At 56.2% G+C, this 20830-nt stretch carries 17 protein-coding genes; 1 reads left to right on the top strand and 16 read right to left on the bottom strand.

Features of this window, described 5'->3' with window-relative positions:
- From ACMV5I_RS04375 to mraZ, 12 genes are read right to left on the bottom strand one after another with little or no spacing between them, the layout of a single operon-like run.
- Nucleotides 1-921: a D-alanine--D-alanine ligase gene (locus tag ACMV5I_RS04375; RefSeq protein ID WP_202728615.1), complete on the bottom strand. Its 921-nt coding sequence runs from the start codon at nucleotides 919-921 to the stop codon at nucleotides 1-3.
- Nucleotides 914-2389: a UDP-N-acetylmuramate--L-alanine ligase gene (gene murC / locus ACMV5I_RS04380; RefSeq protein ID WP_024527168.1), complete on the bottom strand. Its 1476-nt coding sequence runs from the start codon at nucleotides 2387-2389 to the stop codon at nucleotides 914-916. The genes ACMV5I_RS04375 and murC overlap by 8 nt, the downstream gene beginning before the upstream one ends.
- Nucleotides 2390-2443: 54 nt before the next feature.
- A complete protein-coding gene (gene murG, locus ACMV5I_RS04385; protein WP_024483526.1) occupies nucleotides 2444-3508 on the bottom strand; it encodes an undecaprenyldiphospho-muramoylpentapeptide beta-N-acetylglucosaminyltransferase in 1065 nt (354 codons plus the stop codon).
- 3 nt (nucleotides 3509-3511) lie between these two features.
- Complete coding sequence (gene ftsW / locus ACMV5I_RS04390; protein WP_414823759.1) at nucleotides 3512-4714, bottom strand: cell division protein FtsW; 1203 nt, start codon at nucleotides 4712-4714, stop codon at nucleotides 3512-3514.
- A complete protein-coding gene (gene murD, locus ACMV5I_RS04395) occupies nucleotides 4711-6030 on the bottom strand; it encodes a UDP-N-acetylmuramoyl-L-alanine--D-glutamate ligase (protein WP_414823760.1) in 1320 nt (439 codons plus the stop codon). Before murD ends, ftsW begins: the two co-directional genes overlap by 4 nt.
- Before the next feature lie 2 nt (nucleotides 6031-6032).
- On the bottom strand, nucleotides 6033-7115 hold the full coding sequence (gene mraY, locus ACMV5I_RS04400) for a phospho-N-acetylmuramoyl-pentapeptide-transferase (protein WP_121608688.1): 1083 nt from the start codon (nucleotides 7113-7115) through the stop codon (nucleotides 6033-6035).
- A complete protein-coding gene (gene murF / locus ACMV5I_RS04405; RefSeq protein WP_202671501.1) occupies nucleotides 7109-8470 on the bottom strand; it encodes a UDP-N-acetylmuramoyl-tripeptide--D-alanyl-D-alanine ligase in 1362 nt (453 codons plus the stop codon). Before murF ends, mraY begins: the two co-directional genes overlap by 7 nt.
- Nucleotides 8467-9954 carry a UDP-N-acetylmuramoyl-L-alanyl-D-glutamate--2,6-diaminopimelate ligase gene (murE, locus tag ACMV5I_RS04410; RefSeq protein ID WP_202811011.1) on the bottom strand — a complete coding sequence of 496 codons (1488 nt, stop codon included), beginning with the start codon at nucleotides 9952-9954 and terminating at the stop codon, nucleotides 8467-8469. The genes murF and murE overlap by 4 nt, the downstream gene beginning before the upstream one ends.
- Nucleotides 9941-11707 (bottom strand): peptidoglycan glycosyltransferase FtsI, encoded by a 1767-nt coding sequence (locus ACMV5I_RS04415; RefSeq protein WP_024483531.1) that lies wholly within the window; start codon nucleotides 11705-11707, stop codon nucleotides 9941-9943. The genes murE and ACMV5I_RS04415 overlap by 14 nt, the downstream gene beginning before the upstream one ends.
- A 42-nt stretch (nucleotides 11708-11749) precedes the next feature.
- A complete protein-coding gene (gene ftsL, locus ACMV5I_RS04420; protein WP_021179318.1) occupies nucleotides 11750-12070 on the bottom strand; it encodes a cell division protein FtsL in 321 nt (106 codons plus the stop codon).
- Complete coding sequence (rsmH, locus tag ACMV5I_RS04425; protein ID WP_024527176.1) at nucleotides 12067-13008, bottom strand: 16S rRNA (cytosine(1402)-N(4))-methyltransferase RsmH; 942 nt, start codon at nucleotides 13006-13008, stop codon at nucleotides 12067-12069. The genes ftsL and rsmH overlap by 4 nt, the downstream gene beginning before the upstream one ends.
- A gap of 2 nt (nucleotides 13009-13010) precedes the next feature.
- On the bottom strand, nucleotides 13011-13469 hold the full coding sequence (gene mraZ / locus ACMV5I_RS04430; RefSeq protein ID WP_024483534.1) for a division/cell wall cluster transcriptional repressor MraZ: 459 nt from the start codon (nucleotides 13467-13469) through the stop codon (nucleotides 13011-13013).
- An 895-nt stretch (nucleotides 13470-14364) separates the two neighbouring features.
- Between mraZ and ACMV5I_RS04435 the strand changes: the two genes are divergently transcribed.
- On the top strand, nucleotides 14365-14805 hold the full coding sequence (locus ACMV5I_RS04435; RefSeq protein WP_024483535.1) for an L-alanine exporter AlaE: 441 nt from the start codon (nucleotides 14365-14367) through the stop codon (nucleotides 14803-14805).
- A 25-nt stretch (nucleotides 14806-14830) separates the two neighbouring features.
- On the opposite strand, the gene cra is transcribed toward ACMV5I_RS04435, so the two are convergent.
- From cra to ACMV5I_RS04455, 4 genes are all read right to left on the bottom strand, one after another.
- Nucleotides 14831-15835, bottom strand: a complete 1005-nt coding sequence (gene cra / locus ACMV5I_RS04440) for a catabolite repressor/activator (RefSeq protein WP_021179314.1) — start codon at nucleotides 15833-15835, stop codon at nucleotides 14831-14833.
- A gap of 281 nt (nucleotides 15836-16116) precedes the next feature.
- Nucleotides 16117-16611, bottom strand: a complete 495-nt coding sequence (ilvN, locus tag ACMV5I_RS04445; RefSeq protein WP_021179312.1) for an acetolactate synthase small subunit — start codon at nucleotides 16609-16611, stop codon at nucleotides 16117-16119.
- Nucleotides 16611-18329 carry an acetolactate synthase 3 large subunit gene (ilvI, locus tag ACMV5I_RS04450; RefSeq protein ID WP_039995484.1) on the bottom strand — a complete coding sequence of 573 codons (1719 nt, stop codon included), beginning with the start codon at nucleotides 18327-18329 and terminating at the stop codon, nucleotides 16611-16613. Before ilvI ends, ilvN begins: the two co-directional genes overlap by 1 nt.
- Nucleotides 18330-18670: 341 nt before the next feature.
- Nucleotides 18671-20476, bottom strand: a complete 1806-nt coding sequence (locus ACMV5I_RS04455; protein WP_414823761.1) for an AMP-dependent synthetase/ligase — start codon at nucleotides 20474-20476, stop codon at nucleotides 18671-18673.
- Nucleotides 20477-20830: the final 354 nt, after the last annotated feature.

The following is a 20830-nucleotide window of genomic DNA, read 5'->3' on the forward strand; positions in this document are numbered from 1 at the left end:
TCAGTCAGCCAACGCCAGAATTCCCGCAACCAACTGCGAGAAAGTTAATCCGGACTGCCGGGCCGCCATCGGGACCAGACTGTGGCTGGTCATGCCCGGTGAAGTGTTCGCTTCCAGTAGGTAGAAGCTGCCATCGCTGTCTTGCATGACATCAACACGCCCCCAGCCGCTGCAATCCAGCCCACGGTAGGCCCGCAGTGCCAGCGCAGCCATAGCGGCTTCCTGCTGTGCATCCAGGCCGCTCGGGCAAAAATACTGTGTATCGTCGGAAATATATTTGGCCTGGTAATCGTAAAACACGCCAGCGGGCTGAATACGGATGGAAGGCAGCACCTTGTCACCCAGGATCGCCACGGTGTATTCCGGACCGCTGAGCCATTTCTCTACCAGCACATCCTCATCATGACGGAACGCTTCTTCCAACGCCCCTTCCAGGGCTGCGCGTTCGGTCACTTTGCTCATGCCAACGCTGGAACCTTCGCGGCTTGGCTTCACAATCAGCGGTAATCCCAGAGCTTCAATGGCAGCCAGTTGGCTTTGCCGATCGTCGCCCAGATACTGGCGGCGGCTCAGCGCCACGTAAGGCGCCACTGGCAGCCCCATCGACTGCCACACCATTTTGCTGCGCCATTTATCCATGGTCAGCGCCGAAGCCATCACGCCGCTGCCGGTATAAGGCAACTGCAAAAACTCCAGCAGGCCTTGCAATGTACCATCTTCACCGCCACGCCCGTGCAGCGCGATGAACACTTTGGTGAACCCGTGCGCTTTCAGTTCGGTGACAGGGAAGTCACGGGTGTCGATGCCATGTGCATCAATGCCCGCTTCTCGCAACCCGGCCAGCACGGCCGCGCCAGATTGCAGTGAAACTTCACGTTCTGCGGAGGTACCACCCAGCAATACGGCGACTTTATCAGCCATGATGATCCTCCTCTTTGATCTGTGGTTGCAGTTTTAGTTCAGCCAGCCGGCGCGCGATTTTACCGACATTGCCAGCCCCTTGCACCAGCACCAGGTCGTCCCCTTGCAACAGTTGCGCCAACAGCGTTGGCACGGTATCCGCATCGGACACCAGGATCGGATCCAGTTTGCCGCGATTGCGAATGGTACGGCACAGGCTACGGCTATCAGCGCCAGGGATCGGAGCTTCACCCGCCGGATAGACATCCAGCATCAGCAACACGTCAACCTGCGACAATACGTTGGCGAAATCGTCATACAGATCGCGAGTACGGGTATAGCGGTGCGGCTGGAAGATCATCACCACCCGCTTGGTTGGCCAACCGGCACGCGCGGCCTTGATGGTCGCATCCACTTCCGTTGGGTGGTGGCCATAATCGTCCACCAACATGGCACTACCCTGTTTTTCGTTCACCGCCGCCAGTGGGAATTCCCCCAAGAAATCGAAACGACGCCCCGTTCCCTGGAAACCGGCCAGCGCACGCAGAATGGCTTCGTCGGCAATGCCTTCTTCCGTCGCCACGGCAACCGCCGCCGCCGCGTTCAAGGCGTTATGGCGGCCCGGTGCATTCAGGGTCACCGTCATCAACGGTTTGTCCTGACGGCTCAGGGTAAAGTGCCCCTGCGGCCCGATCTGGCTATAGCTCTCGATGCGCACATCCGCATCTTCGCTAAAGCCGTAGGTGGTGATATGGCGACCCACGCGCGGCAACAACTCACGCACGACCGGATCATCGATGCACATTACCGCACGACCGTAGAACGGCAGGTTATGCAGGAAGGTGATAAACGTCTGCTTCAAATTCTCGAAGTCGCCATGGTAGGTATCCATATGGTCGGCTTCGATGTTGGTGACAATCGCCACCATCGGTTGCAAATGCAGGAACGACGCATCGCTCTCATCCGCTTCCGCAATCAGGTAACGGCTAGAACCCAAACGTGCGTGGGTACCTGCCGCCTTCACTAGCCCACCGTTAACAAACGTTGGGTCAAGACCGGCTTCGGCATAAATACTGGACACCATCGCCGTGGTGGTGGTTTTGCCGTGTGTACCGGCGATGGCAATGCCATGGCGATAGCGCATAAGCTCGGCCAGCATTTCTGCCCGCTGGATCACCGGAATGCGCGCCTCACGGGCTGCGACGATCTCCGGGTTGTCTGCCGGGATAGCGGTCGACACCACTACCACGCTGGCATCCAGCACGTTTTCCGGGCGGTGATGAAAGTAAATCGTTGCCCCAAGCTCGCTCAACTGCTGGGTGACCGGGTTCGGTGCCAGGTCGGAACCGCTGATCTGATAACCCTCGTTGGCCAACACCTCGGCGATACCACCCATGCCGGCACCACCGATGCCAACAAAGTGAATGTGCCGGACGCGTCGCATCTCGGGCACGAAAGTACGTAGTTTCGCCAATTGTTGTGTATTCATCACTTCTCTATCTATCAGGTTCGATTTAGCTCAACAGGGGTAACCCCGACGGCCTTACAGGGCTGCACGAATAATTTCTGCCGCCACACGTTCTGTTGCATCCGGGATCGCTACCGCGCGGGCCTTTTCGGCCATCTTCAACAGCGTTGGGCGATCCCAGCTTGCCAGCAGTTCCGCCACGACATCGGCAGTAAACTGCGGCTGTTCAATAATTTTGGCTGCACCGGCCTCTTCCAGAGGACGCGCGTTCCAGTATTGCTGACGATCTTTGTGCTGGAACGGCACAAAAATGGCCGGTAGTCCCGCAGCAGCCACTTCGCTGACGGTCAGCGCGCCAGAACGGCACACCACCACATCCGCCCAGGCATAAGCCTCTGCCATGTCATCAATAAACTCGGTCACCTTGTGCCCGGTCTGCCCTACCCTCTCGTAGTCTTGCAGTACCGTTGGCAATGCGCCCTTACCTACCTGATGCCAGAGAGCTATTCTATCGCCCAGCAGCGCGGCGACTTCAGGAACTGTCTGATTCAGCACGCGTGCACCTTGGCTACCGCCGATAATCAGCACGCGGATTGGCCCTTCACGCCCGTTCAAGCGCTCAGCGGGCAGCGGCAGCGCCAACACATCTGTACGCACCGGGTTACCCACGACGTCCGCATTCGGGAACGCGCCTGGGAACGCCTGTAACACTTTCTTGGCAATCCTGGAGAGCCAGCGGTTGGTCAGGCCCGCAATGCCGTTCTGCTCATGCAGCACTACCGGGATACCGCACTGCCAGGCGGCCAAACCGCCAGGGCCAGAAACGTAACCGCCCATCCCCAGCACTACGTCCGGCTGATAGCTGCGCATAATCGCTTTCGCCTGACGCACCGCCTGCCAGATACGCACCGGTGCGGTCAACTGCGCTTTTAGGCCTTTGCCACGCAGCCCGGAGATGCGGATAAAATCAATCTCGATCCCGTGCTTTGGTACCAGATCGGCTTCCATTCGGTCTGCGGTACCGAGCCAGCGAACTTGCCAGCCCTGCGCCATCAGATGATGCGCGACCGCCAGCCCCGGAAATACGTGCCCGCCGGTACCGCCTGCCATCACCATTAAACGCTTAGCTTTACCGCTCATCCGCTACCTCTTCACAAACGCCTGCGCTTTGGTCAGGCGCGTTTCATAATCAATTCGCAGCAACAGCACGATCGCCGTCGACATAATGATCAGGCTCGAGCCACCGTAGCTTATCAGTGGCAAGGTCAAGCCTTTGGTTGGCAACATCCCCGCTGCCGCTCCAACGTTCACCAACGCCTGGAAACTGAACCAGACACCGATCGAACACGCCAGAAAACCGGAAAATCGCTGGTCTATCTCCAACGCCCTGCGGCCGATCGACATGGCGCGAAAAGCGACGAAGAATACCATTAACAGGGCGAAAACCACACCGATATAGCCCAGTTCTTCGCCCAAAATGGAGAAGATAAAGTCGGTATGCGCCTCGGGTAAATACTCGAGTTTCTGTACCGAGTTACCCAGCCCTTGCCCCCAGAACTCGCCGCGGCCAAACGCCATCAGCGACTGGGTTAACTGATAACCACTGCCAAACGGATCGGCCCATGGGTTCCAAAACGAAGTCACGCGGCGCATACGGTAAGGTTCCGCGATGATCAGCAGCCCCACGGCAAACACGCCCGATCCGATGATCGCCAGGAACTGCCACATCTTTGCCCCGGCCAGGAACAGCATCGCCAGCGTGGTGATAAACAGCACCACCACCGTCCCCAAATCCGGCTGGGCCAGCAGCAACACCGCCAGCACCACCATCACGCCCATTGGCTTACAGAAGCCCCAGAAGTTGCTACGGACTTCCTCTACCTTGCGCACCAGATAGCTCGCCAGGTAGCAAAACAGCGACAGCTTGGATAACTCTGCGGGCTGGATACGCAATGGGCCCAGTGAAATCCAGCGTGAAGCCCCGTTGACCGAGCTGCCAACCACCAGCACCACCAGCAACAAGACTATCGATAACAGCAGCATGACGTTGCTATAGCGCTGCCAAACGGCCATCGGGATACGCAGCGTCACCAGCGACAGGCCGAACGCCAGGCCAAGGTAAAGTGCATCACGCTTGGCAAACAGGAAAGGATCCTCTGCCAGGCGCTGGCCGATAGGCATTGAGGCCGACGTCACCATCACAAAACCAACAATCGCCAGGCCAAAGGTCAGCCACAGCAGGGTACGGTCATACAGCACCATGCTGCTCGTATCGCTTTCACGCGATCCCATCACCCAGTCTTTCAGCTTGCTGGTCAGGCCGAACGTCGGCACCCGTAGTCTCATCCGCCCAGCTCCTGTGCCAGACGGGCAAACTCGTTGCCACGCACTTCAAAATTACGGAACTGATCCAGGCTGGCGCAGGCCGGTGACAACAGCACCATATCGCCTGATGTCACCTGGCGGGCAATGGCCTGCATCGCCTGCTCCATCGTTTCTGTCTGGGTCGCGACTTCCGGACGCAGCTGTGCCAACTGAGCGCCATCGCGGCCAAAGCAGTACAAGCGCACGTTGTCACCTTGCAGATAGCGTGCCAGCGGCGAGAAGTCCGCAGACTTGCCATCACCGCCCAACAGCAGATGCAGCGTACCCTTAACCTGCAGGCCGTTCAGCGCGGCCTCGGTGCTGCCGACGTTGGTGGCTTTGGAATCATTAATCCAGCGCACGCCGTTGTTTTCCCACACCAGTTGGAAGCGGTGCTCCAGGCCGGTAAAGGTCGTCAGCGCTTTCAAGCTGGACGCACGCGGCAGCTTGACGGCATCGGCCAGGGCCAGGGCCGCCAACGCATTGGTAAAGTTATGGCGACCGGTGAGCTTCATCTCGCTGGTGTTGAGGACTTTCTCACCATTCACCCGCAGCCAGATTTCACCCTGCTGGCGATTCAGATGATAGTCCCCCACGTCGGCACCAAAGCTGACACAGCGCTCATCGGCACCGCGCACCGGCATGGTCAGCGCGTCGTCCGCATTCACTACGCAGACTTCGGCATTTTCATAGACGCGCAATTTGGCGGCACGGTATTGCTGTAGGCCAAATGGATAGCGATCCATATGATCTTCGGTCACGTTCAAAATGGTGGCCGCTGCGGCATGCAGGCTGTGAGTAGTTTCCAATTGGAAGCTCGACAGCTCCAGCACGTACAGTTGGCACTCCTGGCGCAACAGGCTCAGCGCAGGCAGGCCGATATTGCCCCCAACGCCCACGGCCCAACCGGCGGCCTTGGCCATCTCACCCACCAGCGTGGTGACGGTGCTCTTGCCGTTGGAACCGGTGATCGCCACGATTGGTGCCTGGGCTTCACGGCAGAACAGCTCAACGTCACCGACGATCTCAACCCCGGCATCGGCGGCAGCGCTCAATTCCGGAGTCGCTAATGCCATGCCTGGGCTAGCCACAATCAAATCCGCAGACAGGAGCCATTCCTCGTTCAGGGAACCCAGATGACGTTCAACGCTCTCGGGCAGTTGATCCAGCCCCGGCGGCGAAATACGGGTATCCATAACCCGCGGCGTCACGCCACGGGTCATAAAGAAATCAACGCAGGACAGGCCGGTGAGGCCCAACCCGATGATGACTACTTTTTTACCCTGATAATCCACCATAATCAGCGCACCTTCAGCGTCGCCAGGCCAATCAGCACCAGCATCAGCGAAATAATCCAGAAGCGCACGATCACCCGTGGTTCTGGCCAGCCTTTCAATTCATAGTGATGGTGGATCGGCGCCATGCGGAAAATACGTTGCCCGCGCAGCTTGAACGATCCCACCTGCAGGATCACCGACAGCGTTTCAACCACGAACACACCGCCCATAATCAGCAATAAGAACTCCTGGCGCAGCAGCACGGCGATGGTGCCCAACGCGCCGCCCAGAGCCAGTGAACCCACGTCACCCATAAACACCTGAGCCGGATAGGTGTTAAACCACAAGAAACCTAAACCGGCCCCGACGATCGCGGTGCAGACAATGACCAACTCACCGGCATGACGCAGATACGGTATATGCAGGTAGTTGGCGAAGTTCATGTTACCGGTCGCCCAGGCCACCAGCGCAAAGCCCGCCGCCACAAACACGGTTGGCATGATCGCCAGGCCATCCAGCCCATCGGTCAGGTTGACCGCGTTGCTGGTGCCGACAATCACGAAGTAGGCCAACACCACGTACAGCAAGCCCAGCTGCGGCATGATGTCCTTAAAGAACGGCACAACCAGCTCGGTGGCTGGCGTGTCTTTTCCTACGGCATACATGGCAAAGGCCACGACCAGGGCAATCACCGATTGCCAGAAATATTTCCAGCGGGCAATCAACCCCCGAGTATCTTTGCGCACCACTTTGCGATAGTCATCGACAAAGCCGACGATGCCGTAACCCACCAGTACGAACAGTACGCACCACACGTAAGGGTTGGACGGATAGGCCCACATCAGCACCGAAATGGTGATGGAGGTCAGGATCATGATGCCGCCCATAGTCGGCGTGCCGCGCTTGCTAAAGTGCGATTCTGGGCCGTCGTTACGCACTACCTGACCAAAGGACATTTCCTGCAGGCGTTTGATCACCTTCGGCCCCATCCACAGGGAAAGGAACAGCGCGGTCAGCAGGCTGACAATGGCCCGGAACGTCAGATAGGAAAAGACGTTGAAGCCTGAGTAATATTTGACCAAATGTTCGGCCAGCCAAACTAACATGGTGCTTTCTCCTGTAACGCGCGTACTACCTGCTCCATTGCGGCACTACGTGAACCTTTGATTAACACGGTAATTACCGCATGTGCTGAGAGTAGTTCCGCTACGCGCGCGGTCACTGCTGTTTTATCCTGATAATGTTCACCGTTACCGGCGGCGGAGCTCAATACCTGGCTCAGCCCACCCACGCTGATGACTTTATCAATACCGGCCAGACGGGCAGCTTCACCCACCTGACGATGACACTCTTCGGCCTCTGCACCCAACTCGGCCATATCGCCAACGACCATCACGCGATAACCCGGCATTTCTGCCAGCACCTGCGCTGCTGCCGTCATGGAGCCAACGTTGGCGTTATAGCTGTCATCGAGCAACAGCTTGCCTTGCGCCAAGGCGATCGGGAACAAACGCCCTGGCACTGCCTGTAGCTGTTGCAAGCCTGCACTCACGGCGGCCAGCGTAGCGCCAACCGACATTGCCAGTGCTGCTGCTGCCAACGCATTGGCCACGTTATGGCGGCCTGGCAATGGCAACTCGATCGCCACCGTACCGAACGGGCTGTGCAGGGTGAAGTGAGTTACGCTCCCTTTCACCTGGATATCGCTGGCAAAGAAATCCACTGATTCCGCAGCCTGGGGGGAGAAACGCCAGACTGTCTTGCCCTGTAACTGCGCCTGCCAGTGCGGCCAGTCGTTGCTATCGGCGTTGAGGATCGCCACACCATCCGAGGTCAAACCGGCAAAGATTTCACCCTTGGCCTGCGCAACGCCAGCCAGTGAGCCAAAACCTTCCAGATGGGCAGCGGCCAGATTATTCACCAGCGCGCTCTGCGGTTGCGCCAAAGCGGTGGTATAGGCAATCTCACCGATATGGTTGGCACCCAGTTCAACCACCGCAAAATCATGCTGCGGCTCTAAACGCAGCAGCGTTAGCGGCACGCCGATCTCGTTATTGTAATTCCCGGCGGTATGCAGCACTTCGCCACATTCACGTAAAATGGCCGCGGTCATCTCTTTCACCGAGGTCTTGCCCGATGAACCGGTCAGCGCCACCACTTTGGCTGGCACCTGCTGACGTACCCAGGCGGCAAACTGCCCCAGTGCCAGACTGGTATCTTTCACCACCAGCTGCGGAGCCTCCACCAATAAGCGCTTACTTACCAGCAAAGCGCCTGCGCCAGCGGCGACAGCATCGGCGGCAAAGTCGTGAGCATCGAAACGCTCCCCTTTCAGGGCCACAAACAGGCAACCCGCAGTGACCTGACGAGTATCCCTCGTCACTTCGGTAATGATGCAGTCGGTGCCGATCAGCTCGGCATCCAATACCGCCGCCAGCGTCTGGAGGGAGACCGGGATCATGCCAACACCCCCAGCAAACGTGCGACGGTAGTACGATCGGAGTAATCCAGACGGCGGTTACCCACCAGTTGGTAATCCTCGTGGCCTTTACCTGCTACCAGCACCACATCCTGCTCTTTGGCTTGCATGATGGCGCTGGTCACGGCTTCGGCGCGCCCATGGATCACCTGTACATGCCCGGCATCCAGCAGCCCGGCCAGAATATCCTTGATGATCGTCTGCGGTTCTTCGGTGCGCGGATTGTCATCCGTGATCACCACCCGATCGGCAAACTGTTCGGCAATGCCACCCATAAGTGGGCGCTTACCTCTATCACGGTCGCCACCGCAGCCAAACACGCACCACAGTTGCCCTTGGCAATGCAGACGAGCGGCTTCCAGCGCTTTTTCCAGGGCATCCGGGGTGTGGGCATAATCCACCACCACCGTCGGCTTGCCTGGCGCATTGAAGACTTCCATCCGGCCACAGACCGGCTGTAGCTGATTGGCCGTGTTAACCAGCGTCTCCAACGGGTAACCGAGGGACAGCAGCGTCGCCAATGCCAGGATCAGGTTACTGACGTTGAAGGCCCCCATCAGGCGGCTTTCGATCTCGCCGTTGCCCCAGCTTGAGCTGAAGTGGATGGTGGCACCATTATCGTGATAGGCCACCGCCGTGGTTTTCAGCCAGCGGCCATGACAACCAGGCTGCAAATTGTCCTGCATGGTGACGGCCACCGCGTCTGGCAATTTGGCCAGCCAACGCTGCCCGACTTCATCGTCGGCGTTAATGATCGCCTGACCAACGTCGTGGCCCGCAAACAGTGACCATTTGGCCGCTTCGTAGCTGGCCATGTCACCATGGTAATCCAGATGATCGCGGCTCAGGTTGGTGAATACGGCTGCGGCAAAGGGTAAAGCCGCCACGCGGTGTTGCACCAGGCCATGAGACGAAACTTCCATCGCGGCAAAGGTGGCCCCTTGCTGCGCCAGATCGTTAAGCACGTGCTGCACGTCGACGGCAGAGCCGGTGGTATTTTCCGTTGGGCAAACCTGGTCTAACAAACCGTTGCCCACGGTGCCCATCACGGCGGCAGTTTCACCCAACAGTTGGCTCCACTGGGCTAACAGTTGGGTAGTGGTGGTTTTACCGTTGGTCCCCGTCACGCCAATCAGGCGCAGACGTTCGGCAGGCTGATGATAGAAACGCCCGGCCAACGCCGACAGGCGCTGGCCAAGTTGGCTCAGGTAAATCACCGGCACGCCATGCATTTCGCAAATTTTACCGTCTTCAGCTTCGCCTTCCGCTTCAGCGATAACGGCGGCAACCCCTTGGGCGATGGCTTGCGGAATATAGCGGCGTCCATCCGTTTGATGGCCAACTACGGCGACAAACAGATCCCCGGCAGCCGCAATACGGCTGTCTAATATCATTTCCCGCAGCGCGCGCTCGGGTGCCGTTGGCACCCACGGAGCGAGTAAATCGCGCAAATTACGATCGGCCACCTGAACCCTCTTTGTTATTAATCACTAATTCGCTTTTGTCACCGGTGGGCAGCGCATCTGGCTGAACGTTCATGATCCGCAGCGCGCCCCCCATGATGGCACCAAACACCGGCGCGGAAATCGCACCACCGTAGTATTTCCCACCCTGTGGATCGTTGATGACCACCACTAGAGCAAAACGAGGCTGGCTAGCTGGCGCCACCCCCGCGGTATAAGCGATATATCGGTTGACGTATTTACCATCCGGCCCGACCTTTTTGGCGGTACCGGTTTTAATGGCAATACGATAACCCTTGATGGCGGCTTTCACCCCACCACCGCCCGGCAAGGCGACGCTTTCCATCATGTGCACTACCGTACGCACGGTAGCCTCAGGGAAGACGCGTTCACCGGCAACCGGAGGGTCAACCTTGGTGATCGACAACGGGCGATAAACGCCCAGGCTGCCGATCGTGGCATAGACTCGCGCTAACTGTAACGGGGTTACCATTAGCCCATAGCCGAAAGAGAAGGTGGCCCTCTCTATGTCAGACCACCGTTGTTTTTTTGGGTATAAGCCACTGCTTTCTCCGACCAGCCCCAAATTGGTCGCTTTTCCCAGCCCAAAACGTGAGTAAGTATCTACTAACGCTGAGGACGGCATCGCTAACGCCAGCTTTGAAACACCGACGTTACTCGACTTCTGCAAGATCCCGGTCACGGTCAGTTCCGAATAACGCGCCACGTCTTTGATTTCATGGCCGCTAACGCGGTAAGGGATGGTATTGAGCACGCTATTTTCTTTCACTACACCGCGCTGCAACGCCGTCATTACCACCATCGGTTTCACGGTAGAACCAGGTTCAAAAATATCGGTGATGGCACGGTTACGCATGGTGTCTTTCGGCGTATCGGCCATATTGTTCGGGTTGTACGATGGGCTGTTGGCCATCGCCAGCACTTCTCCGGTGTTCACGTCCACCAGCACTGCGGTACCAGACTCCGCCTTGTTGAAGGCGACGGCGTTATTCAGTTCACGATAAACCAGCGCCTGCAGGCGTTCATCGATGCTCAGCGCCAGATTGTGCGCTGCCTGGCTGTCTACCGAGGAGATGTCCTCGATCACTCGGCCATAGCGGTCTTTACGAACGGTTCTTTCGCCCGGTTGGCCGGTCAGCCAGCGATCAAAGCTCTTTTCGACCCCTTCGATCCCTTCGCCGTCAATGTTGGTCACGCCGATGATATGAGAAGTAACCTGGCCAGACGGGTAGTAGCGGCGCGATTCCTGGCGCAGGTAGATGCCAGGCAATTTCAGCTTGTGGATGTAATCACCAATCGCCGGGTTAACCTGCCGGGCCAGATAGACAAAGCGCCCCTTCGGATTGGCATTAATACGATTGGAGAGCTGATCGAGCGGAATTTGCAACGCGTCGGACAGCGCTTTCCAGCGCGAATCCAGCGTAATACCCCCGCGTTCGTTCAACTCTTTCGGATCGGCCCACACGGCGTTCACCGGCACGCTCACCGCCAACGGGCGGCCAGAGCGGTCACTGATCATGCCGCGAGCAGTGGGAACCGACTGCACACGCAGCGAGCGCATGTCGCCTTCTTTCACCAACCGATCCGGATTGATCACCTGCAAATAAGCCACACGCAGCATCAGCCCAACCAGCGCCAACAGAATACAGCCGCACAGCAACGCAAAACGCCAGCTGACAAAGCTGGCCTGATCTTCCTGGCGTTTCAACTTCTTACCGGGACGTACTGCTTTCATGCGTTAGCTATTTGCTCCGTATCGTGACTTCGGCTAAACCACTCATGGCTTGACAATGATAATTTCCTGCGATGGATCAACGTGTTGCATCTGCAGTTTTTCGGTGGCGATACGCTCAACGCGGCTGTGATCGCCAAGAGCATTCTCTTCCAGGATCAGGTTGCGCCATTCGATATCCAGCGCATCCCTCTCCAGCACCAGCTGTTCGCGCTCGGCGGTCAGCAGGCGGGTACGGTGCGCGGTGGTCACCACAAACACGGCGGAAACCAGCGCGGCAATCATCAGAATCAGCGGGATCTTGGCGTTACGCAGCAGATCGCCACCAATGACGCCAACTAAACCGTGGCGCTCATTACCAATCACGCAGGCATCCTCTCGGCAATACGCAGCACCGAACTGCGCGCCCGTGGGTTTTCCGCCACTTCAACATCACCTGGCTTCATTTTGCCCAAGGCTTTCAGCGTGCGGCCGCCCATTTCACGCAACTGCGCTTCGGTTAGCGGAATTCCTGCCGGAACCTGGGCACCACGGCTGTGGTGGCGCATAAAGCTTTTGACGATACGGTCTTCCAACGAATGGAAGCTGATGATCGACAGGCGGCCTTCTGGTGCCAACACGGCTAATGCACCGTCCAGCGCGCGCTCGATCTCTTCCAGCTCGCTGTTGATGTAGATACGGATCGCCTGGAAGCTGCGGGTTGCCGGGTGTTTATGCTTATCACGGAACGGGCTGGCATGGGCGATCAGCTCGGCCAGTTCCTTGGTACGGGTCATCGGCTCAACTTGGTTTCTTTCCACGATGGCGCGGGCAATGCGTTTGGCGAAGCGTTCTTCACCGAAGGTTTTCAGCACCCAGGCAATATCGTCGGCTTCCGCTTTCATCAACCATTCGGCGGCGGATTGGCCACTTGAAGGGTCCATACGCATATCCAGCGGGCCGTCACGCATAAAGGAAAATCCGCGTTCTGCGTCATCCAACTGCGGGGAAGAGACGCCCAAGTCGAGCAACACGCCGTCGATCTTGCCCACCAGTTCCCGTTGCTGCACATAGTCAGCCAAATCGGAAAACGGGCCGTGGATGATAGTAAACCGTGGGTCTGCAATAGATTGAGCTGCGGCAATTGCCTGCGGATCGCGATCGATAGCCAACAAGCGCCCTTCCGGCCCCAGTTGGGACAAGATCAGACGAGAATGACCACCGCGACCAAAAGTACCGTCGATGTAGATGCCGTTACTGCGAATATTGAGACCCTTCACGGCCTCATCCAGCAGTACGGTCGTATGTTTATAATTTTCCAGCATGCTTATAGTGACAAGTCCTGTAGCCGCTCAGACAACGGTTCCTGAGTGGATTGTTCCGCGTCAATATCATCCTTGACTTGTTGATACCAGGTCTGTTCATCCCACAGTTCAAACTTGTTGAACTGCCCGACCAGCATCACTTCTTTAGTAAGCCCGGCATGTTGGCGTAGCGTATTGGCTAACAGCAACCGGCCGGCATTATCCATCTGACACTCACTGGCATGCCCCAACAGCAAGCGCTGGACTCGGCGCTCGGCGGGATTCATGCTCGACAGACGGGACAACTTTTGCTCGATGATTTCCCATTGAGGTAATGGATAAAGCAGCAGGCAGGGCTGATGGAGGTCAATGGTGCAAACCATTTGGCCTTGCGATTCCTCATTCAGTAAATCCCGATAACGGGTTGGTACGGCGAGCCGCCCTTTACTGTCGAGGTTGACCATCGTTGCCCCACGAAACATACCTGAGCTACCCCCTCGTGACCCTTTTCACCACTTTACACCACAAATTCCCACATAAGGGAGTTTACGGAGGGTATGAAAACCTTGTCAAGCCAGAGCAAGAGCGGTTTGGCAATATTTATAGGCATATTTTGGAGGCTGGCTCACGAAAGGAACTCTATTTATTGCATGAATATAAATTAACATCATGATTAAAGAGGAGAATTTTCTAAGCGGAAAGAGTGTGATTAAAATAAACACAAATTGACGATTAAATAACTCATTATGTCCTTCTGCAATCCAGGTCTCACTTTTCAACATCGCTCTCGGCGGGGACAACCCCACCGCATCCCGCATCGGTCAAGGCTTGGCTGCAAGCCGCCTGCCAGCAGGGAAATGCCATAAACCCTTGACTTAATAACACTCGCTGAGTATTTCGCTGCCAACGGCGCGCTATTTTACTTCAATTATTCCGTCAAAGAACAACCCAACGATAAAATAAATGAAGAAGCACTGGCTCAAGCCGCTAATTATGATTCAAATCAAAATGGTAAGATTATTCTCAAAACACCTATTTACAATTCATCTGGATTTTTTTGCGACTTTAGGAATATACGTAAAATTAGTGAGCCTATCGCTAAATCAGCCGCAACCCCCTCATCTCACCGTTGCCATACAATCATAACACACTGTTTATAATCGTAATTTTTACAACTGCCATTTTAAATTCCTGCTTTACGCGCTTTCCCCTCTGTTGTCAGGATAAAAATCACTCAAATGTTAAAAATAAAAATTTTAAGCCACTTATAACAATCAATGCAGTCAAGTAAACTACTAAATAGCAGCATGGTCAGTTAATAACACCTAATTAACATTAACAAACAACATATTAACCGATAAAATCAGGGATCGTGTCATGTCTAGAGCCGTTTCATCATGGCGCAGCGCTGCCGCCGATACTTTTGCGCTGGTGGTGTACTGTTTTATCGTCGGGATGGCGATTGAAATACTGATTTCGGGCATGAGCTTTAGCCAATCGCTCTCTTCCCGACTGGTGTCGATCCCCGTCAATATCCTGATCGCCTGGCCCTATGGCCGCTACCGCGATTTCTTTATCGCCACCGCACGCCGCAGCCCACACGGGCAGTTTTTGCTGCGTAACCTGGCCGATCTGTTGGCTTATGTCAGTTTCCAATCGCCGGTTTACGCTGCCATTCTTTGGAGTGTGGGTGCAGACGGCCAGCAGATCCTGGCCGCGGTGACCAGCAATGCGGTGATCTCAATGGCGATGGGCGTAGTGTACGGCTATTTTCTGGAATATTGCCGCAGGCTGTTTCGCGTGGTGGGTTACGTTTAGGGGCCGAATTACGGCCCCTTGAAGATTACTTGCGGCTCAGGCTGCCACGGCGGAACAGGTTACGGCGAATGCGCGTCATACCCGGTTTGGGTTTGCGTGGTTCATCCAGGCTGGCAAGTACCAGCTCCAGCACCCGCTCGGCAACATCACGGTGGCGCTGGGCCACGGCAAGCACCGGGCACTCCAGGAAATCCAATAGCTCATGGTCACCAAAGGTGGCAATCGCCAGATCCGCCGGTAAACGCCCACGTTGTTTCAGCGTTACGTCCATCACTCCCTGCAACAGCGAGAATGAGGTGGTAAACAGCGCCTGTGGCATCGGATGGGTTTTCAACCATTCCGCGAACAGCACACCGGCTGCTTCACGTTCATAGCTGTTGGCATAAAGATAATCTACCTGCCGCTCATCATCCTGCCAGGCCTGACGGAAACCCTGCTCACGCAAGAAGCTGACCGAAAGCTCAGGCAAAGCCCCCAGATACAACACCGACTTGGCGGGGAAAGTGCGTAACTCCTGCGCCAAGGCAAAGGCGTCTTCCTGATCGGCCCCCACCACGCTGATAAAGTGTTCACGATCCAGAGCGCGATCCAACGCGATAATCGGGAAAGGATCGTTAGCCCAGCGTTGATAGAAAGGATGCTCCGGCGGTAACGCCGTGGAGACGATGATCGCATCAACCTGGCGTTGCAGCAGGTGCTCAATGCAGCGCATTTCATTATCCGGCTGATCTTCCGAGCAGGCGATCAACAGTTGATAACCGCGCTGACGCGCCTGGCGTTCCAGATAGTTGGCAATGCGGGTATAGCTGGTATTTTCCAGATCCGGGATCACCAGGCCGATAGAACGAGTGCGGCCTGCACGCAGCCCTGCCGCTACGGCATTCGGGTGATAATTGTGCTCCCTGACCACGGCCATCACTTTTTCGACGGTTTTATCGCTGACACGATACTGCTTCGCCTTGCCGTTGATGACATAACTGGCCGTAGTGCGCGAAACGCCTGCGAGACGCGCGATTTCATCCAGTTTCACGTTAACCCCTTTAAATGACTCTCAAAATGACAATGGATCGTGTGGCGTTGTTTACCCCAGGCTTTCAATGTACGGCTAAGCATGCAGCGAACCGAAAGCGGAAGGGTAATGAGTAACCATGATAGTCACTATGGTTATTCAACCCGTAATGGCGATCTAACAGCAGAAAACACGGCCGAGCAACCGCTTTCGCCCAAAGGTGCCAGCAAATGGGCAAAAAATTAAAAAGAAAGGGCGCAGCAAACCTGCCACGCCCCGGATACAGTGCAGAAAACCCGCTATCAGCGCATAATCTTGTCGCCGCGCGACACGCCAACAATCCCCGAGCGGGCCACTTCGACGATTTCCGCTACTTCACGTACGGCGTTGAGGAAGGCGTCCAGCTTGTCGCTGGTCCCCGCCAACTGCACGGTGTAAAGCGACGAGGTGACATCCACAATCTGGCCACGGAAGATATCCGTGCTGCGTTTCACCTCTTCACGACCGTAGCCGCTAGCCTGCAGCTTCACCAGCATGATTTCACGCTCAACGTGAGCCCCCTGCACCAGTTCACTGACGCGGAGAACATCAACCAGCTTATGCAACTGCTTCTCTATCTGCTCCAGTACCTTTTCATCACCCACCGTCTGGATCGTCATACGCGACAAGGTTGGATCATCGGTAGGAGCAACCGTCAGGCTTTCAATGTTGTAGCCACGCTGAGAGAACAGCCCGACGACGCGCGACAACGCACCGGATTCGTTTTCCAGTAATACTGATAAGATACGGCGCTTCATCAGGTTCTCTCCGTTTTACTTAGCCACATTTCGTCCATGCTTCCACCGCGGATCTGCATTGGATAAACATGTTCGGTCTCGTCGACGGTCACATCGACAAACACCAGACGTTCTTTTTCAGCCAACGCCTGCGCCAGCTTGCTTTCCAGCTCATCCGGGGTACGAATGGCGATGCCGACATGGCCATAGGCCTCGGCCAGCTTGACGAAGTCCGGCAAGGAATCCATATAGGACTGTGAATGGCGGCCAGAATAGATCATGTCCTGCCACTGCTTCACCATGCCCAGGTAGCGGTTATTGAGGTTGACCACCACCACCGGCAGATTGTACTGCAGAGCCGTGGACAGCTCCTGGATATTCATCTGGATGCTGCCGTCACCGGTGACGCACACTACCGTTTCGTCTGGCAGTGCCAGTTTCACCCCAAGGGCGGCTGGTAAGCCAAAGCCCATGGTGCCCAGGCCACCAGAGTTGATCCAACGGCGCGGCTTATCGAACGGATAATAAAGCGCGGCAAACATCTGGTGCTGGCCAACATCGGAGGTGACATAGGCATCGCCCTTGGTCAGGCGGTGCAGCGTTTCGATCACCGCCTGAGGTTTGATGGTGCCACTGTCTTTGTTGTAGCCCAGGCAATCGCGCGCGCGCCACTGCTCAATGGACTGCCACCAGTCACGCAGCGCATCGAAATCCTGCGCTTTGTCCTCATGCGCCAGCAGTTCCAGCATCTGCGTCAGCACCTGTTTGGCATCGCCAACGATAGGAATATCGGCATCCACCGTTTTGGAAATGGAGGTCGGGTCGATATCGATATGCAGCACCGTGGCATCCGGGCAGTATTTGGCCAGGTTATTGGTGGTGCGATCGTCAAAGCGCACCCCAACGGCAAAAATCACGTCGGAATGATGCATGGTCTTGTTGGCTTCATAGGTGCCGTGCATGCCCAGCATACCGACGCTTTGGCGGTGAGTCCCTGGGAACGCCCCCAGCCCCATCAGCGTACAGGTGACCGGCAGGTTCAGCTTTTCCGCCAGTTGCAGCAACTCTTCATGGCACTCCGAATTGATGGCACCGCCGCCCACGTACATGATCGGCTTTTTTGCCGCCAGAATGGTCTGCAGGGCGCGTTTGATCTGCCCGCGGTGGCCTTGCACCGTCGGGTTGTAGGAACGCATGCTGACGTCCTGCGGATACGCGTAAGGCATTCTTACCGCCGGGCCGACGATATCCTTCGGCAGATCGACCACCACTGGGCCAGGACGGCCGGTAGAAGCCAGGTAAAACGCCTTTTTCAGCACGGAAGGTATGTCTTCGGTACGCTTGACCAGGAAGCTGTGTTTTACCACCGGGCGGGAGATACCCACCATGTCGCACTCCTGGAAGGCATCGTAACCAATTAGCGAGCTCGGCACCTGGCCAGACAGCACCACCATCGGGATGGAATCCATATAAGCGGTGGCGATGCCGGTAATGGCGTTGGTGGCCCCTGGGCCGGAAGTGACCAGCACTACGCCCACTTCGCCGGTCGCTCGTGCATAGCCATCGGCCATATGCACCGCCCCTTGCTCGTGGCGCACCAGAATATGATCGATGCCCCCCACCGTGTGCAGGGCATCATAGATATCGAGTACCGCCCCGCCCGGATAGCCGAATACATGCTTAACGCCCTGATCGATCAGCGATCGGACGACCATCTCGGCTCCTGACAATATTTCCATGGGTTTGCCTCCAGGCTTACATAGCTTGCTCTTGTCTGACGCCGGAACGTAGCGCCTGTCCTGTCTGGGGCATGGCCCCAAAAATCTTATGGACGTTTTGGACTCTTAACATAGCGTCAGAATATGGGGCAGGCAAACGGCAAAATGGCTTATCGTGGGCAAGGGTATTGCCATCAGGCTGGAGATGCGCGGCTTGGCAAAACTATGCACTAGCTGAGAGGTTATTCAGCTAGGCATTGTTTTGCATAGTGGGATAATTACAGAACTATATTAGGCAAGCTAATCGGGCGCAGCATGCGGCGCCCCTACGTACAATGAACCGGTTGAGGGATGTCTATCCCTCATTTTTCCTGATACATCGACTCTATCTCATGCTGGTAACGCTGGAGGATCACCTTGCGGCGCAGTTTCAGCGTCGGGGTCAGTTCCCCCAACTCCATCGAGAAGGCGGCTGGCAGCAGGGTAAATTTCTTCACTTGCTCAAACAGGGCCAACTCTTTTTGCATCTCCCGCAAACGCTTTTCGAACATTTCGATGATATGGCTGTTGCGCAGCAGTTCGAGCCGATCCTGATACTTCAGATTGACCGATTTGGCATACTCTTCCAACGACTCGAAGCTCGGAACGATCAACGCGGAGACAAATTTGCGTGCATCGGCAACGATCGCGACCTGTTCAATAAAGCGATCCTGCGCCAGGGTGCCTTCCAGCATCTGTGGCGCAATATATTTGCCGCCAGAGGTCTTCATCAGATCCTTCAGCCGCTCGGTAATAAACAGGTTGCCGCCATCGTCGATCATGCCGGCATCGCCGGTTTTCAACCAACCGTCAACGGTAAAGCTATCGGCCGTCTCCAGCGGTTTATTGAAATAGCCGCGCATCACGATTGGCCCACGCACCTGGATTTCATTTTCATCGCCAATGCGCACTTCCACGCCGGGCAACGGCTTGCCGATCGAACCAAAGCGGAAGTTGTTTTCTTCCCAGCAGGAGACCGTGGCACAGGTTTCCGTCATGCCGTAGCCGTATTTGATGTTAATGCCCATCGCCTGGAAGAACAGAATGACGTTGTCATCAAGCTTGGCACCGGCCGCTGGCAAGAAGCGCACCCGCCCCCCTAGTATCCCGCGCAGCTTGCTTAACACCAGCTTGTCAGCCCAGCGGTGAGAGAGGTCGAACAGCTTGCCTAACGGTTTCCCAGCCCGTTCCTGAAGGAACTTGCGTTCACCGCAGACGATGGCCCAGTGGAATAAGGCACGCCGCAGCCAAGGGGCACGAGCGACCTTTTCATGCACCGCACTGAAGATTTTTTCATAAAAGCGTGGCACTGCGCACATCAGGGTCGGTTTGACATCGGCCATCGCTTCCCGCACCCAGTCGGTATTGGGCAGATAAACGTTCTGCGCGCCCGAATGCATGATAAAGAAGCTCCAAGCACGTTCAAACACGTGTGACAGTGGCAGGAAGCTCAGGGAAACGTCATCCGCCGTCACCGTCAGGCGATCGTCATGCAGCTGCAGCTGTGCGGCCATATTGCGGTAGTCAAGCATCACGCCTTTCGGCTCCCCGGTGGTGCCTGAGGTGTAGATAAGGGTGAACAAATCCTGCAAATCGCGCTCGGCAATTCTTTGCTGACGCAGGGCATCGAAGCGCTCGATATCCGCAAGACGTTCGAAATGATGCAGGTGTTGAGCAATCTCACAGCCGCGCAAATCGGCTGAAGCATCAAAGACAATAATGTGGGTCAGCTGCGGGCATACGCCACGCAGCGCAATCGCGGCATCCAGCTGTTCCTGCTCGCCGACAAACAGAATGCGGATATCGGCATCGTTAATGATAAATGCCGCCTGAGCCGGGGTATTGGTGGCATAAAGCGGCACGCTGACCGCCCGCAGTTCGAGGATCGCCAAATCGGCCAACGACCAGGCCATGCTGTTGTTGGCAAAAATCGCGATGCGTTCCTGTACCTCAACGCCCAGCGCCAGCAAGGCGCAGGCAATATGTTGCATATGCGCCCCGACCTGCGACCAGGTCAGCCGTGTTTCTCCCTGCGGGGACCACTGACGGAAAGCCGTATGTTCGGCACGGTTCGCAATGTGATGCTGTATACGTTCGACCTGATGGTAATGCTGCAAGGTATTGGTCATAGCGCTCTATGCCTGAAATTAATCAACCAGTTAACCGCGATTGGAGCGGAAGCTCTCACATCTCAGCTTACACGTGTTTACTTTTTTTTCGCAGTCTACCTAGTCTCCGGCTGTGGGAAAAGGGATTTCAGCGTAGAAGTGTGAGCTAAAACGCGCTTGTGCTCATTTCTCTTGATCTTGGACAAAAGGGAGTGCAAAAGGTTTACGCCAAACAGACAAAGTGGGATCGACGACCTGAAGGGAGAGGTGCCAGGTTAAAATAGCGACAGTATAGTTTGGAGCAGAATAGAGTTTCACCCGCTCAAATTAATTAACCCTCGTGGGTCAATGATATTTCCCACGGCGTTATTAACC

Source organism: Serratia sp. T13T92 (assembly GCF_047530105.1).
GTDB lineage: Bacteria > Pseudomonadota > Gammaproteobacteria > Enterobacterales > Enterobacteriaceae > Chania > Chania fonticola.

What these genes read in the sequence shown, in the direction of transcription:
- mraZ (WP_024483534.1), bottom strand. Translation starts at nt 13,469, where the DNA reads ATGTTTCGTGGGGCAACGATGGTCAACCTCGACAGTAAAGGGCGGCTC.
- ACMV5I_RS04435 (WP_024483535.1), top strand. Translation starts at nt 14,365, where the DNA reads ATGTCTAGAGCCGTTTCATCATGGCGCAGCGCTGCCGCCGATACTTTT.
- murC (WP_024527168.1), bottom strand. Translation starts at nt 2,389, where the DNA reads ATGAATACACAACAATTGGCGAAACTACGTACTTTCGTGCCCGAGATG.
- ACMV5I_RS04415 (WP_024483531.1), bottom strand. Translation starts at nt 11,707, where the DNA reads ATGAAAGCAGTACGTCCCGGTAAGAAGTTGAAACGCCAGGAAGATCAG.
- murF (WP_202671501.1), bottom strand. Translation starts at nt 8,470, where the DNA reads ATGATCCCGGTCTCCCTCCAGACGCTGGCGGCGGTATTGGATGCCGAG.
- rsmH (WP_024527176.1), bottom strand. Translation starts at nt 13,008, where the DNA reads ATGCTGGAAAATTATAAACATACGACCGTACTGCTGGATGAGGCCGTG.
- ftsW (WP_414823759.1), bottom strand. Translation starts at nt 4,714, where the DNA reads ATGAGACTACGGGTGCCGACGTTCGGCCTGACCAGCAAGCTGAAAGAC.
- ACMV5I_RS04375 (WP_202728615.1), bottom strand. Translation starts at nt 921, where the DNA reads ATGGCTGATAAAGTCGCCGTATTGCTGGGTGGTACCTCCGCAGAACGT.
- ilvN (WP_021179312.1), bottom strand. Translation starts at nt 16,611, where the DNA reads ATGAAGCGCCGTATCTTATCAGTATTACTGGAAAACGAATCCGGTGCG.
- murD (WP_414823760.1), bottom strand. Translation starts at nt 6,030, where the DNA reads ATGGTGGATTATCAGGGTAAAAAAGTAGTCATCATCGGGTTGGGCCTC.
- ilvI (WP_039995484.1), bottom strand. Translation starts at nt 18,329, where the DNA reads ATGGAAATATTGTCAGGAGCCGAGATGGTCGTCCGATCGCTGATCGAT.
- mraY (WP_121608688.1), bottom strand. Translation starts at nt 7,115, where the DNA reads ATGTTAGTTTGGCTGGCCGAACATTTGGTCAAATATTACTCAGGCTTC.
- ACMV5I_RS04455 (WP_414823761.1), bottom strand. Translation starts at nt 20,476, where the DNA reads ATGACCAATACCTTGCAGCATTACCATCAGGTCGAACGTATACAGCAT.
- murG (WP_024483526.1), bottom strand. Translation starts at nt 3,508, where the DNA reads ATGAGCGGTAAAGCTAAGCGTTTAATGGTGATGGCAGGCGGTACCGGC.